Genomic DNA, 14,673 nt, shown 5'->3' on the forward strand with positions numbered 1-14,673 from the left:
TCACCACGAAAGCTCCGCGGGCGTGAGCCGGCGCGCGGGCACCTCGATGCTCGCGATGCGGCCGTCGGCCAGCTTCACCACGCGGTCGGCCATCGCCGAGATCGCCGCGTTGTGCGTGATCACCACTGCCGTTGTCCCGAGGTTGCGGTTGATGTCCGCGATGACCTCCAGCACCAGCTTGCCGGTCGCGTAGTCCAGCGCGCCGGTCGGTTCGTCGCACAGCAGCAGCTGCGGGCGCTTGGCGATGGCGCGCGCGATCGCCACGCGCTGCTGCTCGCCCCCGGACAGCTGCGAGGGGAAGTGGTCGCGCCGCGGCGAGAGCGCCACCAGCGCGAGCGCTTCGTCCACCGGCATCGGGTCGGCCGCGATGTCGGTGACGAGCGCCACGTTCTCCGCGACGGTCAGGCTCGGGATGAGGTTGTAGAACTGGAAGACGAAGCCGACGTGCTCGCGCCGGTAGCGGGTGAGCGCTTCTTCCGTGGCATCGGTGAGGCGGTGGTCCTGGAACACCACCTCGCCGCTGGTGGGCCGGTCCAGCCCGCCCAGGATGTTCAGCAGCGTCGACTTGCCGCTGCCCGACGCCCCGAGCAGCACGATGAACTCGCCGGCGCGCACGTCGAGGTCCACGTCGGCGAGTGCGCGTACCGCCGCGTCGCCGGTGCCGTAGGTGCGGCAGAGCGAGCGGGCGCGCAGGACGGGGTCGGGTTCCATGAAAAAAAAAGCGGGCCGCGAGGCCCGCAATGACCAAGCTCGGGATGGGAGCCTGGGACGTCGTTCCCCGTTCTACTTTTCGCCCGAGGTCGTCTGGCCCTTCTTCACCGCGTCCGTGGCGTTGGCCTTGCGGTTCGCCGCCGCGGTCTTGCGTTCCTCCTTCGTGGCGACCTTCGCCACGCCGGCGGACTCGGGGCCGGTGCCGCCGGGCACGTCCACCTTCGCCTGCTTCGTGCCTTCGGCCTTGCGGGCGGCCTTGGCCGCGGCCTTCTCGGACTTGGTGGCCTTCTTCGTGGGGGCGGCGCGCGATTGCGCCTCGTCCACTTCGCCCTTGCCCTGGGCGAATGCGCCGGTGGTGGCCATGAGCGAGGCCAGCGCGGCGGCGATCAGCAGTTTGGTCTTGATCATCGATTTCTCCTTGGTTGGGCTTCGATGGCTTCAGTGTTCTCGCTGCGTGCGGTCCGTAGCTTGTTGCCCATCAACATCCGCGTGCGCGGCCCGCCAAGAATGACTCCATGAACGCGCGAAACAAGCAGCAACTGGTCGACGCCCTCGCCCGCCGGGTGGGGGGCGAGTGGATCGAAACACCGATCTCGTGGGTGGTGCTCGGCGCCGGCGAAGCCCTCAAGCTGAAGAAGCCGCTGAAACTGCCCTTCCTCGATTACAGCCGCATCGGGCAGCGGCAGCGCTGCTGCCTGGAGGAGGTGCGCATCAACCGGCGCACGGCCCCCGGCCTGTACCTGGGCGTGAGCCGCATCACCGGCACCGCCGACGCGCCGCGCGTCGACGGCGCGGGGCGGGCGCTGGAGTACGCAGTGCGGATGCGCCGCTTCGAGCAGGCGGCGCTGCTCGGGGCTATGGCACGGCAGGGCCGCCTGGACACCGCCACTGTGGACCGCCTCGCGCACAACGTCGCGCGCTTCCACGTGAACGCCCAGCCCGTGCCCATGACCGAAGCCTGGGTGGCGGCAAGCGGTGCCTTGCGGCGCGCGCTCGCGGCGCTCGACGGCGTGCGAGACCTCGCCGGCCGCGGCGAGGCGATGGCAATCGCCGCATGGCTGGACGCCGAGACTGTGCGCCTCATGCCGCTGTGGCAGCAGCGCGCCCGCCACGGCTGCGTGCGGGACGGCCACGGCGACCTGCACCTGGACAACATCGTGCTGCTGGACGGCGAGCCGGTGCCCTTCGACGCCATCGAGTTCGACCCGGCGCTGCGCCGCATCGACATCGCGGAGGACATGGCCTTCACCTTCATGGACCTGCACACGCGGGCCGGCCCGGCACTCGCATGGCGCTTCCTCAACGGCTGGCTGGAATGGACGGGCGACTACGAAGCCCTGGGCCTGCTGCGCATGGCGGTCGTCTACCGCGCCCTCGTGCGTGCGCGCGTGGAAAGCGCGCGCGGCAACGACGCGCTCGCCCGCACCTACCTCGCCACCGCGCTGCGCCAGATGCGCGAGCCGGTGCCCGCGCTCTACATCACGCACGGCCTGCCCGGCTCGGGCAAGTCCACCGCGGCGGCCCGCCTCGCGCAAACGCTGGGCGCCGTGCGCGTGCGTTCCGACGTCGAGCGCAAGCGCCTGTTCGGGTTGTGGATGGACGAGAGTTCGCGCGATGCGGCCAAGGACATCTACACGCCGAAAGCGACGCGCCAGACGTACGAGCGCCTGCGCACGCTGGCGCGCGGCGCGATCACGGCCGGCTACCCGGTGGTGATCGACGCCGCCTTCCTCAAGCGCGAGGAGCGCAGCCGCGCGCGCGAGGTGGCCACCGAGTACCACGTGCCGTTCCACATCGTCGAATGCGACGCGCCGCTGGCCGTCCTGCGCGAGCGGCTGGCAGCGCGCACCGGCGACGCGTCCGAAGCCACGGCCGCCGTGCTGGACAAGCTGCGGCGTGGCGCAGAACCCCTGGCCGCGGCCGAGGCCGCCCTCGTCGAAGCACCACCTGCAACCCTGGAGACCTCCTCATGAAGACCGATGCCCAACTCAAGTCCGACGTCGTCGCCGAACTGGCGTGGGACCCTGCCGTCAACTCGACGCACATAGGCGTCGCCGTCGAGGACGGTGTCGTCACGCTCAGCGGCTCGCTCGACTCGCTGGCCGAGAAGTACGCCGCCGAGAAGGCCGTGCGACGCATCGCCGGCGTGCGCGGCATCACCAACTCGGTGACGGTCAAGGGCCTCGCGAACGCGGGCGACATCCGCGAAGAGATCGCCGGTGCGCTCGCACGGCACGCGAAGCGCGAAGCCACGCACATCGCGGTCGATGTGGACGGCGGCGTGGTCACCCTCACCGGCGAAGTGGACTCGCTGCCCGAGCACGACGCCGTCGTGGGCACGGCCTTCGCGGCCAAGGGCGTGTCGCGCGTGGTCGACCGCCTGCACGTCGTGCACTGAAGGTTGCCGCTGCACCCCGCGGGTTCGTGAAATGCCACGAAATCCTGCGGGTGGGCCTCAAGCGTATGCGCGCGCGGCGCGCAGCGCGTCCATGTCCAGCACCTGGATGCGGCGCCGCTCGACGCTCACGATGCCGCGGCGCGCGAAGGCCGAGAGCGTGCGGCTGACGGTCTCCAGCGTCGTGCCGAGGTAGCTGCCGATGTCGGCGCGCGTCATGCGCAGGTTGAACTCGCGCGGCGAGTAGCCGCGCTCCTGCATGCGTTCGGACAGCTGCACCAGGAAGGCCGCGACGCGTTCCTCGGCGTGCGAGTGCGCGATCAGCGCGAGCAGCTTGTGGTCGCGCACGAGCTCGCTGCCGGCGATGCGCACCAAGTGCTCGCGCAGCGTGCGCGACTCGGCCGAGACGTCGCTCAGCTGCGAATACGGGATGGCGCAGATCTCGGCGTTCTCCAGCGCCGTCAACGTGGTCGGGTGCGCGCCGGTGGCCGTCGCGTCCAGGCCCACCACGTCGCCCGGCAGGTGGAACGCCACTACCTGCTCGCGCCCGTCGGGCAGCACGATGGTCGACTTGAAGCTGCCGAAGCGCACCGCGTACACGAAGAGGAAGCGGTCGCCCACGCGGTAGACGGCCTGGCCCTTGCGCGCGCGGCGGCGGCCCAGGGCGAGGCGCGCGAAGTGCACCGTCTCCCATTCCGTGGTGCCGGACGTGAGGCAGCGCACCTTCACCGGGCAGTTCGCGCACTGGCTTGCCGGGTTGTCGTGCGACGGCGCGCATGCGCCGGTGAAATCGAGGTGGCCGGCGGCGGGGGCCGGGTAGGTGGCGGTACCGGAGGTGAAGTCCATCGCGTGCTCGCTGCGTTGTGTGCTGCATCGATGCTCGCCGTGGGCGCGGTCGCGGCGCTATGTACATGTACCTAGCCGGCGATAGGCAGTTCCGCGCCGGTTTGCGCTGGATCAAATTTCGCGGCGCGTCAGAGCCGGTTCGATGCGTACGCGATCAGCTCCGCGCCGGTGCGCAGGCCCAGTTTGCGCTTGATGTTGGCGCGGTGGATGTCCACGGTGCGCGCGCTCAGGTCGAGCGCGGCGGCGATCTCCTTGGTCGTTCGCCCGAGCTTGAGCTGCTCCAGCACCTCGAGCTCGCGCACGCTCAGCCCCTCCTGCGGTGCCGCCGCCGCTTCGGCCGCCGGGCGGTTGCGCTGCAGCACGCGGTTGAGCAGCCGCGCCCCCAGGCGTGGGCTGATCCACGTGCCGCCTTCCAGCACTTCGAGCGCGGCCGGGATGATGATCGAGTGCGCGGTCTCCTTCATGAGGTAGCCGCGCGCGCCGAGCGCCAGCACCTGCTCGCCATAGAGCATCTCGTCCTGCATGGAGATGACCAGCGTGGGGCGCGGCAACTGCGCGGCGATCACCGCACGAACGGTGTCCAGGCCCGCGGAATCGGCGAGGCCCATGTCGGTGATCACGAGGTCGGGCTGGTGCTGCGCGATAAGGGCGAGCCCCTCCTGCAGCGTGGCCGCGGAGCCCGCCAGCGCCAGCTGCGGCGCCGCGCGCACGAGCGTCTCGAGGCCGAAGCGCACGATGTCGTGGTCGTCGATGAGAACAACGGTCTTCATGGGGTTTCAGTGAAGACGTTAGCAGCCGGCCCCGGGCGGGCGTTGACCTGGCGCAATGGCGACGCGAACCTGACAGCCATCAAGCCCGCAGGTTGCACCGCTACCTATCCTGCATCGAACGACAACGGCGACAGGAGCAGGCGATGGACCGCATCACGCATACCCGGCAAGCGTGGCAGGCGCGCCTGTTGTGGCCGTGGCTGCTCGGCGCGGCTGCAACCCTGGCCGGCGGCTGGCTGTCGTCGGCGCTGTCGGCGGTGCACGGGCTGCCCGGCTTCGCGGCCACGCTGCTGTTGCTTCTGGCGCTGTATGGCGTGGCCGCCGTGCTCGCCCGCGTGCAGGCGGCCGGCCCCACGGCCGCGATCGCCGGCGTGTTCTACCTGGGCATCCCGGTTGGCCTCGTCATCGACGCCATGCTCGAACGCACATCGGGCGGTGCGCCGCGCGAACTCTTTCCCTACGAGCTGGCCATCTGGTGCGCTTATGCGGCACTGCCGGTTGCAGTGGGCATGGCCATCGGCAGCTGGTGGCACTCGCGCCACCCCACGTGATTCCACAACCACCGAGAAAGGATGACACCATGGGCAACCTCAAGCTCCTCGACCCACTGTTCGGCGACACGTTCGACAGCGCGATGCGCCGCTTCTTCGCTGCCGCCCCGCTCGAGGGCGACGCACCCGCCTCGAAGATGAAGATCGACGTGACCGAGAACGCCGACGGCTACCTCGTCAAGGCCGACCTGCCCGGCATGAAGAAGGAAGACATCTCCGTGCGCGTGGATGGCAACTTCGTGCAGATCGACGCCCAGTCGGGCACCGAGAAGGAGACCAGGGGCAACGGCGACAAGCTGCTGTGCCGCGAGCGCACCTGGGGTGCCGTCTCGCGCGCATTCACGCTCGCAAGCGACATCGACGAGAGCATGGTCGATGCGAGGTACGCGGACGGCGTGCTGACCCTCCGGCTGCCGCGCAAGGCGGGCAACGCGACGAAGAAGATCACGGTGAACTGAGCGCGATGCGCCCGCGCGGCCGCGTCAGCGCTGGAACACGTAGCTGCCCGGCGCGGCGGCCCGTTCAGCCGGCGGCAACAGCGGCGTAACGGCGCGCGCGGGCACCCTCGCATCCGACGAATGCCGCCGCAGCCAGCGGTGCCACTCGGGCCACCACGAGCCCGCGTGCCGCACGCTCGCGTCCAGCCACTTCTGCGGGTCCACCGGCGCGGCATGGCGGCGCGTGCGCGCCATCCGGTAGCTCGCCTCGGGGCTGGCCGCCGGGCCGCCCGGCGGGTTGACGATGCCGACGTTGTGGCCGCCCGACGTCAGCACGAACTCGATCGGCGCGTCGACGAGGTGGTGCACCTTGTAGACGGACCGCCACGGCGAAACGTGGTCGCGCTCGGTGGCCACGACGAACATCGGCGCGGCGATCGTCTCCAGGTCCACCGCCTCGCCGTCGAAGCGGTAGCGCCCCTCGGACAGCTCGTTGCGCAGGTACAGCTGCCGCAGGTACTCCGCATGCATGCGCGCCGGCATGCGCGTGGCATCCGCGTTCCAGGCGCGCAGGGCTGTCATCGGCGTGGTGGCGCCGCGCAGGTACTCGTGCACGAGCTTGGACCACACCAGGTCCTTGGAGTTGATCAGCTGGAAGGCCCCGGCCATCTGCACGCCATCGAGGTAGCCGCGCTCGGCCATCACGTCCTCGAGGAATGCGACCTGGCTTTCGTCCATGAAGAGGCCCAGCTCGCCGGGCTCGTGGAAGTCCACCTGCGCCGCGACGAGGGTCACCGTCTTGAGCGACTCGTCGTGCCGGCCCGCCAGCACGGCGGCCACGATGGCCAGCAGCGTGCCGCCGAGGCAGTAGCCCATCGCGTGCACGTGCGCGCGTGGGCAGAGCCTGCGCACGGCGGCGATCGCGTCGAGCACGGCCTGCACGTAGTCCTGCAGGCCGAGGCCGGCGTCCTCGCTGCCCGGGTTGCGCCACGAGAGCATGAACACCGTGTGCCCCTGCGCCACGAAGTAGCGCGCCAGCGAGTCGTGCGGCGTGAGGTCGAGGATGTAGAACTTCATGATCCACGACGGCACCACGAAGACCGGCTCGCGGTCCACGCGCGGCGTCACCGGGTCGTACTGCAGCAGCTCGACGAGGTGGTTGCGCCACACCACCTTGCCGGGCGTGATGGCGACGTCACGTCCCGGCTCGAACGCCTCGACGCCGCGCGGCCGCCCGCCGGTGGCAAGCGCGGTGAAGTCGTGCAGCCAGTTGGTGAACCCGCTCGCGAGGTTCAGGCCGCCCGAGCGCGCCGTGTGCGACAGCACCTCCGGGTTGGTCGCCACGAAGTTCGAGGGCGACCACATGTCGAGCCACTGGCGCGCGACGAAGGAGGCCACCTCCTCGTGGTGGCGCGAGACGCCGTGCACGCCGTGCGTCGCCTCGTCCCACCAGCGCTCCTGCAGCAGGAAGCCCTGCGCGATGGCGCTGAACGGCAGCGCGTGCCATTGCGCGTCCTTGAAGCGCTTGTCCGCCTCGCGCGGCTCGACGCAGGGGATGCACTCGAGGCCGCGCGACTGCGTTGCCACGTACGCCAGCCACTGCGCGGCCTTGCGCATCGCGCTGGAGCCCAGCTCCACCTGCTTGGCGGGCGAGGCGGCGATGTGCAGCAGCCAGTCCGCATACGCCTGCACGAGCGACGCCGGCGAGATGCCGTTGAAGAGCCGCGTGAGGGCTACCTTCAGCGGCAGGTCGAGCGGTGCGGGGCCGATTGCGGCGGAGCCGGTGAGCGTCGTGGTGGCGGTTGTGGTCATCACAGCGCCTGCGCCTGCGCCAGCGACAGCAGCACCGTGGCCGCCGTGGCGGCGATCACCGTCGCGATGTAGCGCACCAGTCCCGCGCGGGCGCGGCGGCGGCCGGCGCGCGGCGTCATCCCGCCAGCGGCGACCATGCGGTGTCGGCCGGCTGCCGCCTGTTGCCGCCCGGCCGCAGCGCGTCGGCGAATTCCTGCACGCGCTGCGTGGCCGCCCCGTCCTCGACCTCCTTCTGCGTGATGCCGGCCGTGAGCACGGGCTGCCGGCCGAGGATGTGCGCGACCTCCCGGGCCGCCAGGCTTGCGCCGGCGCCGCCCATCGTCATCAGCACCGCCACATGCTGCAAGGTGTCCCGGTGACCATGGACGAAGCTGCGCATCGGCCCGCTCAGCGAGAACGCCCAGACGGGGGAGACCAGCACGACGGTGCGGAAGTCGGCGGGGTTCGGCCCGTTGTAGTTGATCCGGGGGTGCAGGCGCAGCACCGACTCGAGCACGCAGCGCAGCGGGCCGCGGCCCGCGAGCGCGAACTTCTCGTGGACCTCGCCGACCGGCCAGCCCTGCTGGTCCGCCAGGAGGCGGGCGACGCGTCGCGACACGCCGGTGTGGGAATAGAAGACGATGAGGGTGCTGTCCATCGCGGCTCCTTGGCGGTCCGGTGCCGCGAGCTGCACGCCGGCACCCGCACGCGCGGCCGCCGAGAAGATCGCAGTCCACCAGTCCATGCATTCATGCTGGCCGCGCCACGCGGCGCGTGGTTGAGCGCCATCAACATCGCGCCGCCGGCCGCTGCCCAGAATCGTCTCGTCCCGACTGAAAAGGAGCCCCCGATGAAACCTGCCAGACAACCGCAGGCCGCCGCGCCCAACCTCCTGGCCGCATTCAACTGGCCGCGCGCCGCCGGCGGCTTCGAAACCTTCGCCGAGTTCCCCCGCCAGCAGGCCGCCGTGGCCTGCGAGGCCGCCTGCGCTGTGTTCCGCGGCTTCGAGGCGATCCGCAAGGTGCAGGAGCAGGCGGCGCACCAGGCGCAGGTGCGCCACGCGGCCGCGGCCGAGAAGTTGCGCCGGCCGGTCAAGCCGGCCGAGCTGTTCGCCCTGCAGGCGGACCTCGCGCGCTTCGACATGGAGGCCGCCTTGCGTTACTGGCAATCGCTCGCCGCCGCGGCCGTGGAGATGCAGACCGACGTGGCGGGCTGCTGCACTCACCTGGTCGACGCCGGCAAGGTGCTGGAGACGGCGCACAGCCTGGAGCCCTGAGGACGGCGCCATGGCCGGCCTGGGCACGCGCGAGGCGCTGGCGCGCCTGCGCGAGCACGGGCTGAACGAGATCGACGCCACCGAAAGGCGCGGCTGGGGCGCCACGCTGCGCGAGGTCGCCGCCGAGCCGATGTTCGTGCTGCTCGTCGCCGGCGCGTTGCTGTACCTCGTCATCGGCGAGCTGTCGCAAGGGCTGCTGCTCGCGGTGTTCGCCGCGGTGACCGTGGGCATGGTGATCCTGCAGGAGCGCCGCAGCGAGCGCGCGCTCGACGCGCTGCGCTCGCTGGCCGCGCCGCACGCGCGCGTCTTCCGCGACGGCACGCTGCAGCGCATACCCGCGCGCGACATGGTGCCGGGCGATGTGTTCACCGTCGGCGAAGGCGAGCGCGTGCCGGCCGACGCCGTGCTGCGCGAAGGCCACCAGCTCTCGGTGGACGAGTCGCTGCTCACGGGCGAATCCGTGGCCGTCGCGAAGCACCCGCACGCCGAGCGCGCGACGGGAGACGCGGGCGCGGGCACCGAAGACGCGGCGCTGTATGCGAGCACGCTCGTGGTCGCCGGGCACGGCATCGCCGAAGTGGTGGCGACCGGCCGCCACACGCGCGCGGGTGGCATCGGCGTCTCGCTCGCCTCGATCGCCACCTCGGCCACGCCGCTGCAGCTGCACATGCGGCGCATCGTGCGGCTGCTGGGGGCAGGCGCACTCGCGATGAGCGCCGTGCTGGCCGCGTGGCATGGCATCGTGCGCGGCGAGTGGACGCAGGGCATCCTCGCGGGCATCGCCGCCGCGATGGCGATGCTGCCCGAGGAGTTCCCGATGGCGCTCGCCGTGTTTCTTGCGCTGGGCGCGTGGCGGCTTGCAGGCGTGAAAGTGCTTGCGCGCCGCCCGGCAGTGATCGAGGCGCTGGGCGGCGCCACCGTGCTGTGCGTCGACAAGACCGGCACGCTCACCGAGAACCGCATGCGCGTGCGCCGCCTCGTCACCGCGGACGACGACGTGGCGCTGGGCGACGGCCTGCGGCCGCCCGAACACATGCACGCCGTGCTCGATTTCGCGGCGCTCGCCTCGCGGCGCGGCGCGCTCGAGCCGATGGACCGGGCGATCTTCACGGAAGCGGATGCCTGGCTCGGCCACATGGCGGCGCTGCGCGAAGGCTGGCAGCTCGCGCACGAATTCCCCGTCACGCCCGAGTTGCCGGCGACGTCGCAGGCCTGGGTGGATGGCGACGGCGCGCACAGCATCGCCGCGAAAGGTGCGCCCGAAGCGATCGCGCACCTGTGCCACCTGGACGAGGCCGCGACGCGGCGCGTGCTGGCGCAGGCCGCGGCGCTGGCGGCCGAGGGCCTGCGCGTGCTGGGCGTGGCGCGCGCGAGCGAGACGCACGACAGCGGCCACGCGCGCGTGCTGCACGACTACGCGTTCGAGTGGGTGGGGCTGGTGGCGCTGGAGGACCCGCTGCGCGCCAGCGTGCCGGCCGCCGTCGCGCAAGCCCACGCCGCGGGCATCGCGGTGGTGATGATCACGGGCGACCACGCTGCGACCGCGCTCGCCATCGCGCGGCAGGCCGGCATCGCCGCCGAAGCGGGCGTGCTGACGGGCGACGCGCTCGCCGCGATGGACGATGCGCGGCTGCGCCACGCGGTGCGCGCGGTGCGCGTCTTCGCGCGCGTGACGCCGCAGCAGAAGCTGCGCCTCGTGCGCGCCCTGCGCGCCAACGGCGAAGTGGTGGCGATGACGGGCGACGGCGTGAACGACGCGCCGGCGCTGAAGGCCGCGCACATCGGCATCGCCATGGGCGTGCGCGGCACCGACGTCGCGCGCGAAGCCGCCGGGCTGGTGCTGCTGGAGGAGGACTTCGGCCACATCGTCGACGCGGTGCGCATGGGCCGCCGCATCTCCGACAACCTGCGCAACGTCACGACCTACATCGCCGCGATCCACGTGCCCATCGCGGGCCTGTCGCTCGTGCCCGTGGTGGCGGGCCTGCCGCCGCTGATGCTGCCCGCGCACGTGGTGCTGACCGAGATGGTGATCGACCCCGTGTGCTCCTTTGCGTTCGAAGGCGCGCCCGAGCGCGCGGACGTGATGCGCCGCCCGCCGCGCGAGGCCGCCGCCGGCTTCTTCGGGCGCGAGATGGTGCTGCAGGCGCTGCTGCAGGGCGGGCTGCTGTTCGCCGCCGCGTTCGCCACCTACCTCGCGGCCCTGCGGCACGGCCCGCCCGATGCGGCGCGCGCCGCGGCGCTGGTCGCGCTGACGGTGGGCAACCTCGGGCTGGTGTGGCTCAACGCGAGCCGCGGCGCGAGCTGGCGCGCCATCTTCGGCGCGGGCTACCCGGCGTTCTGGGCGGTCACCGCGTTCGCCACGGTGACGCTCGGCGCGGGCATCGCCGTTCCGTCGCTCGGCGCGCTGCTGCAGCTCGCACCACCCGGCGGCGCCGCGGCCGCGCTGGCGTGCGTGGCGGGCGCGGGCAGCGTGCTGCTCGCGGCGGCGTTGCAAGGCCGCCTGCGCTTCAATGCGCCATCAGCACCGGCAAGGTCATCGACTGCATGATGGTGCGCGACACGCCGCCGAGCACCCACTCGCGCGCGCGGCTGTGGCCCCAGCAGCCCATCACGAGCAGGTCGGCGCCGAGGTCGGCACAGCGCGACAGGAGCAGCTCGCCCACGTCCGCCGGCTCCTCCTCGCCTTGCGGCTGGATGTCGGCGTCGATGCCGTGCAGGCGCAGCAGGTTGGCCAGGTCCAGGTGCGCGCCGCGCACGTGGGTGTGCCACTTGCCCCAGGTGAGCACGACGACGCGGCTCGCGCGCTGCAGCAGCGGCATGGCGGCGGTGAGGGCGCGTGCCGATTCGCGCGTCTCCTTCCACGCCACGGCGACCGTGTCGAAGGACGACGGCAGCTCGCCGCTGTGCGGCAGCACCAGCGCCGGGCGGCCGCTGCCGATCACCACCGACTCCACGAACCCCGGGGGCACGCGCGAGCCGTCGCGGTCCTGCGCGTCGTACTGGCCCAGCACCAGCAGGTCGGCATAGAACGCCTGCTGCAGGAAGCCGGCGGCGGTGGGCAGTTCGTCGACCACGGCCCACGTGGCGCGCGGCCCGCCGTCGGCCAGCGCGGTCTCGAACCGGTCGCGGGCGGCGCGCACGAGGCTCTCGTCGAGCTGGCGCAGTTCCGCGATGGCGATCGGCCCGAGCTCCGGCGCGTACGGCAGGTCGACGTAGCTGGGCATCGTCGCGTGGACGGCGGCGACCCATGCGCCCTGCTGCCGTGCGACGGCGCGGGCGAGCGCCAGGCGTGCGCCGCTGCGCTGCGTGTTGTCGATGTGGACGAGGATCTGGCGGTAGGCGGTCTTCATGGCAATGCTCCTGCTTCCAGTCTGGGCCGCGCCCGCCCGGCGACGTTGATGGCCATCAAGCCGCGTGGCGCGCCCCCCGCCAACACTGGTGGTACATCGACAGGAGGACACCATGGACGACGTGACACGCAACCTGCAGGAAGACCCCCACAGCCTCACCCGCGACCTGAGGGCCGTGGTCGACGACGCCGACGCGCTGCTGCGCCACGCCGTGCGCGATGCCGGCGCCGGCTACAGCGACGCGCGCGCGCGGCTCGAGCAAAGCCTCTCGGCCGCGAAGGACCAGCTCGCCACGATGGAGCGCGCCGTCGCCGGGCGCGTGCGCGACGCGGGGCGCGCCACCGACACGTACGTGCACGAGCACCCGTGGTCGGCCGTCGGCATCGGCGCCGGCATCGGCGTGCTGGTCGGGCTGCTCATCGGCCGCAGGTAAGGCCTTCGGCGTGGACAGCGTGCGGCGTCTGGCCGCCACCGTCCTGCTGCTCGCGCGCCAGCGGCTGGAGCTCGCCGCGCTCGACTTCGAGGAAGAGGTCCTGCGCGCCGGCATCGCGCTGCTGGCGGTGCTCGCGGTTGCGGCGCTTGGCGCGCTGTGCCTCGCCGCGCTCGCGGCGTTCGTCGTCGTGTGGTGGTGGGACACCGCGCGCCTGCAGGCGCTGCTGGGCGTCGCGGCCGTGTTCGGCGGCGCGGCGGCCTGCATCGCCTGGCGTTTGAAGCGCGCGCTCGATGCGAAGCCGCCCTTCCTGCACGGCACGCTGCAGGAGCTTCGCAAGGACGGGGAGCAGCTCGCGCCCCGGGCCGCGCCATGAAGCGCGCTGCCTCCCACCGGAGCGCGGTGCGATGAGCCGGCTCGCGCTCGTCCAGGCGCGGCGCGATCGGCTGCGCGCCGACATGCAGGCCACGCGCCTTGCGCTCGCGCGCGCGGGCGGCGAGCTCGGCTCGCTCTGGCGCGCCGGGCTGCTGTCGTTTTCGCTCAGCCGCCTCATCGCGGGCGCCGGACGCTGGCGCAAGCTGGCCGTCGCGGCGCTCGCCGCCTTCGCGGTCGTGCGTGCGCTGCGCGGCGGCGAGCGGCAGCAGGCCACGGGCCGCACGCAGACGTAGCTGCGGCCGGGCGCCGATGCAGCGGCTCAGCGCGCGATGCGCCGCACGGCGATGTAGAGCGGCGCGCGGTTGCGCCACACGAGCAGCGCGACGACGTCGCGGTCGCGTGCAGCGTCGAGCGCGGCATCGAACGCATCGGGCGTCGTCACGTCCGTGCCGTTGACCGCCGTGATGCGGTCCCCCGGTTCCAGCCCCGCGAGCAGGCCGGAACCCGCCGCGCGCTCGACGTAGACACCGGCCGGCATCTGCTGCGTGGCCGCCGCGCTCGCGATGCCCAGGCCCAGGCGCCGCTCGGGCCCCTCGGCCTCGCGTTGCGGCGGGCCGCCGCTCGGCTCCGAACCCGCCATCGTGCGCACCGCCACGACGTGCCGCGACCGGCCGCGCCACACCTGCAGGCGCACCACGCCGCCCGGCGCCGCCGCGACCGCGTCTTCGAGGGCCGCTTCGTCATCGACGGCCGCGCCGCCCGCGCCGAGCACGACGTCGCCCGGCCGCAAACCGGAGAGCGCGGCTGCGCTGCCGGCGCGCACATTCGCCACCAGCACACCGTGCGAGTCCGCCAGGCCGAAGGCCTCGGCGAGCGGCGCCGTCAGCGGCTGCGTGACGATGCCCATCTCGCGCTGCGGGTACCGGCCCTGGCGCAGCGCGGCGGCGACCTTCAGCACGCGGGCGATCGGCACGGCGAACGAGACGCCGACGTAGATGCCGGTGTCGGAGTAGATCATCGAGCTCATGCCCACCACGCGCCCCTGCGTGTCGAACAGCGGCCCGCCCGAGCTGCCGGGGTTGAGCGCCACGTCGGTCTGGATCAGCGGCGCGGCGTGCACGCCGGGCAGCTGCCGCAGCGGCGCGCTCACCACGCCGGAGGTGACCGTGCGCTCGAAGCCGAAGGGCGAGCCGAGCGCGGCGAGTGCGTCGCCCGCGCAGAGCTGCACGTCCGCCGCGATGTCCGCGACGGGCAGCCCCGAGACCTGCACCTTCAGCAGCGCGACGTCGTTGCGCAGGTCGGAGCCGACGACCCGCGCCGGCAGCTGGCGCCCGTCCGCCAGCTCCACGAAAGCCTGCTGCGCGCGGTACACCGCGTGCGCTGTCGAGACGATCCATCCGTCCGCGCCGATCACGAAGCCGGAGGAGAAGCTGCGCTCCAGCGCCGGCTCGCGCCCGTCGGCGCCGCCGGGCAGCGGCAGGCCGGACATCGCGTACAGCCCCGGCACCTCGTCGTCCGCGCGCGGCGGCCGCAGCACGCGCAGCGTGACGACGGCCGGCGCAAGGCGCGACACCGCTTCGCCGAATTCCGCCGCGGTGCGTGCGGTTGCGCGCGAGCCGCACTCGTCCGCGAGCGCGGCGGCGGGCGCCGCGGCGAGCAGCAAGGTGGCGAGCAGGAAGGGAAGCATCGCCTCCATCGTGGCGCGGCGGCACGCGCGTGGGCTTGCGGCCCGTCAAAC

General features: G+C 72.6%; 17 protein-coding genes. 9 read left to right on the top strand and 8 right to left on the bottom strand.

Going from position 1 to position 14,673, the window contains the following annotated elements; translation table 11 throughout:
• Together H8R02_RS05655 and H8R02_RS05660 are read right to left on the bottom strand one after the other, a co-directional pair.
• Window positions 1-711 (bottom strand): ABC transporter ATP-binding protein, encoded by a 711-nt coding sequence (locus tag H8R02_RS05655; protein WP_187080339.1) that lies wholly within the window; start codon window positions 709-711, stop codon window positions 1-3.
• A 72-nt stretch (window positions 712-783) separates the two neighbouring features.
• On the bottom strand, window positions 784-1,119 hold the full coding sequence (locus H8R02_RS05660) for a hypothetical protein (RefSeq protein ID WP_187080340.1): 336 nt from the start codon (window positions 1,117-1,119) through the stop codon (window positions 784-786).
• Between the two features lie 107 nt (window positions 1,120-1,226).
• Between H8R02_RS05660 and H8R02_RS05665 the strand changes: the two genes are divergently transcribed.
• A complete protein-coding gene (locus tag H8R02_RS05665) occupies window positions 1,227-2,684 on the top strand; it encodes a bifunctional aminoglycoside phosphotransferase/ATP-binding protein (RefSeq protein WP_187080341.1) in 1,458 nt (485 codons plus the stop codon).
• Window positions 2,681-3,109 carry a BON domain-containing protein gene (locus tag H8R02_RS05670; RefSeq protein WP_187080342.1) on the top strand — a complete coding sequence of 143 codons (429 nt, stop codon included), beginning with the start codon at window positions 2,681-2,683 and terminating at the stop codon, window positions 3,107-3,109. The genes H8R02_RS05665 and H8R02_RS05670 overlap by 4 nt, the downstream gene beginning before the upstream one ends.
• A 57-nt stretch (window positions 3,110-3,166) precedes the next feature.
• On the opposite strand, the gene H8R02_RS05675 is transcribed toward H8R02_RS05670, so the two are convergent.
• Both H8R02_RS05675 and H8R02_RS05680 read right to left on the bottom strand, forming a co-directional pair.
• Window positions 3,167-3,952, bottom strand: coding sequence for a helix-turn-helix domain-containing protein (locus tag H8R02_RS05675; RefSeq protein ID WP_187080343.1), 786 nt, complete (start codon window positions 3,950-3,952; stop codon window positions 3,167-3,169).
• A 128-nt stretch (window positions 3,953-4,080) separates the two neighbouring features.
• Window positions 4,081-4,722: a response regulator transcription factor gene (locus tag H8R02_RS05680; protein WP_187080344.1), complete on the bottom strand. Its 642-nt coding sequence runs from the start codon at window positions 4,720-4,722 to the stop codon at window positions 4,081-4,083.
• 143 nt (window positions 4,723-4,865) lie between these two features.
• Between H8R02_RS05680 and H8R02_RS05685 the strand changes: the two genes are divergently transcribed.
• Entirely contained in the window at window positions 4,866-5,273 is a 408-nt protein-coding gene (locus H8R02_RS05685; protein WP_187080345.1) for a hypothetical protein, read from the top strand.
• 29 nt (window positions 5,274-5,302) lie between these two features.
• A complete protein-coding gene (locus H8R02_RS05690) occupies window positions 5,303-5,731 on the top strand; it encodes an Hsp20/alpha crystallin family protein (protein ID WP_187080346.1) in 429 nt (142 codons plus the stop codon).
• Between the two features lie 24 nt (window positions 5,732-5,755).
• Here H8R02_RS05690 and H8R02_RS05695 read toward each other — a convergent pair whose 3' ends face one another.
• Window positions 5,756-7,522, bottom strand: a complete 1,767-nt coding sequence (locus H8R02_RS05695; protein WP_187080347.1) for a PHA/PHB synthase family protein — start codon at window positions 7,520-7,522, stop codon at window positions 5,756-5,758.
• Window positions 7,523-7,637: 115 nt separating this feature from the next.
• On the bottom strand, window positions 7,638-8,246 hold the full coding sequence (locus H8R02_RS05700; protein ID WP_255429153.1) for a flavodoxin family protein: 609 nt from the start codon (window positions 8,244-8,246) through the stop codon (window positions 7,638-7,640).
• Window positions 8,247-8,351: 105 nt separating this feature from the next.
• On the opposite strand from H8R02_RS05700, the gene H8R02_RS05705 reads away from it, so the two are divergent.
• Window positions 8,352-8,777, top strand: coding sequence for a phasin family protein (locus tag H8R02_RS05705; RefSeq protein WP_187080348.1), 426 nt, complete (start codon window positions 8,352-8,354; stop codon window positions 8,775-8,777).
• A gap of 10 nt (window positions 8,778-8,787) precedes the next feature.
• The gene (locus H8R02_RS05710) at window positions 8,788-11,328 is read left to right on the top strand and encodes a cation-translocating P-type ATPase (protein ID WP_187080349.1); all 2,541 of its coding nucleotides are present in this window, start codon (window positions 8,788-8,790) and stop codon (window positions 11,326-11,328) included.
• On the opposite strand, the gene H8R02_RS05715 is transcribed toward H8R02_RS05710, so the two are convergent.
• Complete coding sequence (locus H8R02_RS05715; RefSeq protein ID WP_187080350.1) at window positions 11,288-12,130, bottom strand: universal stress protein; 843 nt, start codon at window positions 12,128-12,130, stop codon at window positions 11,288-11,290. The genes H8R02_RS05710 and H8R02_RS05715 overlap by 41 nt on opposite strands.
• Window positions 12,131-12,242: 112 nt before the next feature.
• Between H8R02_RS05715 and H8R02_RS05720 the strand changes: the two genes are divergently transcribed.
• From H8R02_RS05720 to H8R02_RS05730, 3 genes are read left to right on the top strand one after another with little or no spacing between them, the layout of a single operon-like run.
• Window positions 12,243-12,563 carry an ElaB/YgaM/YqjD family protein gene (locus H8R02_RS05720; RefSeq protein ID WP_187080351.1) on the top strand — a complete coding sequence of 107 codons (321 nt, stop codon included), beginning with the start codon at window positions 12,243-12,245 and terminating at the stop codon, window positions 12,561-12,563.
• Between the two features lie 10 nt (window positions 12,564-12,573).
• Complete coding sequence (locus H8R02_RS05725) at window positions 12,574-12,936, top strand: phage holin family protein (RefSeq protein WP_187080352.1); 363 nt, start codon at window positions 12,574-12,576, stop codon at window positions 12,934-12,936.
• Between the two features lie 31 nt (window positions 12,937-12,967).
• On the top strand, window positions 12,968-13,228 hold the full coding sequence (locus H8R02_RS05730; protein ID WP_187080353.1) for a hypothetical protein: 261 nt from the start codon (window positions 12,968-12,970) through the stop codon (window positions 13,226-13,228).
• A 26-nt stretch (window positions 13,229-13,254) separates the two neighbouring features.
• On the opposite strand, the gene H8R02_RS05735 is transcribed toward H8R02_RS05730, so the two are convergent.
• A complete protein-coding gene (locus H8R02_RS05735) occupies window positions 13,255-14,622 on the bottom strand; it encodes a trypsin-like peptidase domain-containing protein (protein ID WP_187080354.1) in 1,368 nt (455 codons plus the stop codon).
• Between the last annotated feature and the right edge of the window lie 51 nt (window positions 14,623-14,673).

Origin of the sequence: Ramlibacter albus (genome assembly GCF_014297445.1) — a bacterium.
Taxonomy (GTDB): domain Bacteria; phylum Pseudomonadota; class Gammaproteobacteria; order Burkholderiales; family Burkholderiaceae_C; genus Ramlibacter; species Ramlibacter albus.

Excerpts from the sequence above, each read along its gene's own strand:
- H8R02_RS05730 (WP_187080353.1), top strand. The coding sequence starts at position 12,968 with ATGAGCCGGCTCGCGCTCGTCCAGGCGCGGCGCGATCGGCTGCGCGCC.
- H8R02_RS05680 (WP_187080344.1), bottom strand. The coding sequence starts at position 4,722 with ATGAAGACCGTTGTTCTCATCGACGACCACGACATCGTGCGCTTCGGC.
- H8R02_RS05720 (WP_187080351.1), top strand. The coding sequence starts at position 12,243 with ATGGACGACGTGACACGCAACCTGCAGGAAGACCCCCACAGCCTCACC.
- H8R02_RS05700 (WP_255429153.1), bottom strand. The coding sequence starts at position 8,246 with ATGGACTGGTGGACTGCGATCTTCTCGGCGGCCGCGCGTGCGGGTGCC.
- H8R02_RS05705 (WP_187080348.1), top strand. The coding sequence starts at position 8,352 with ATGAAACCTGCCAGACAACCGCAGGCCGCCGCGCCCAACCTCCTGGCC.
- H8R02_RS05670 (WP_187080342.1), top strand. The coding sequence starts at position 2,681 with ATGAAGACCGATGCCCAACTCAAGTCCGACGTCGTCGCCGAACTGGCG.
- H8R02_RS05715 (WP_187080350.1), bottom strand. The coding sequence starts at position 12,130 with ATGAAGACCGCCTACCGCCAGATCCTCGTCCACATCGACAACACGCAG.
- H8R02_RS05735 (WP_187080354.1), bottom strand. The coding sequence starts at position 14,622 with ATGCTTCCCTTCCTGCTCGCCACCTTGCTGCTCGCCGCGGCGCCCGCC.
- H8R02_RS05665 (WP_187080341.1), top strand. The coding sequence starts at position 1,227 with ATGAACGCGCGAAACAAGCAGCAACTGGTCGACGCCCTCGCCCGCCGG.
- H8R02_RS05655 (WP_187080339.1), bottom strand. The coding sequence starts at position 711 with ATGGAACCCGACCCCGTCCTGCGCGCCCGCTCGCTCTGCCGCACCTAC.
- H8R02_RS05695 (WP_187080347.1), bottom strand. The coding sequence starts at position 7,522 with ATGACCACAACCGCCACCACGACGCTCACCGGCTCCGCCGCAATCGGC.
- H8R02_RS05685 (WP_187080345.1), top strand. The coding sequence starts at position 4,866 with ATGGACCGCATCACGCATACCCGGCAAGCGTGGCAGGCGCGCCTGTTG.
- H8R02_RS05710 (WP_187080349.1), top strand. The coding sequence starts at position 8,788 with ATGGCCGGCCTGGGCACGCGCGAGGCGCTGGCGCGCCTGCGCGAGCAC.
- H8R02_RS05675 (WP_187080343.1), bottom strand. The coding sequence starts at position 3,952 with ATGGACTTCACCTCCGGTACCGCCACCTACCCGGCCCCCGCCGCCGGC.
- H8R02_RS05660 (WP_187080340.1), bottom strand. The coding sequence starts at position 1,119 with ATGATCAAGACCAAACTGCTGATCGCCGCCGCGCTGGCCTCGCTCATG.
- H8R02_RS05690 (WP_187080346.1), top strand. The coding sequence starts at position 5,303 with ATGGGCAACCTCAAGCTCCTCGACCCACTGTTCGGCGACACGTTCGAC.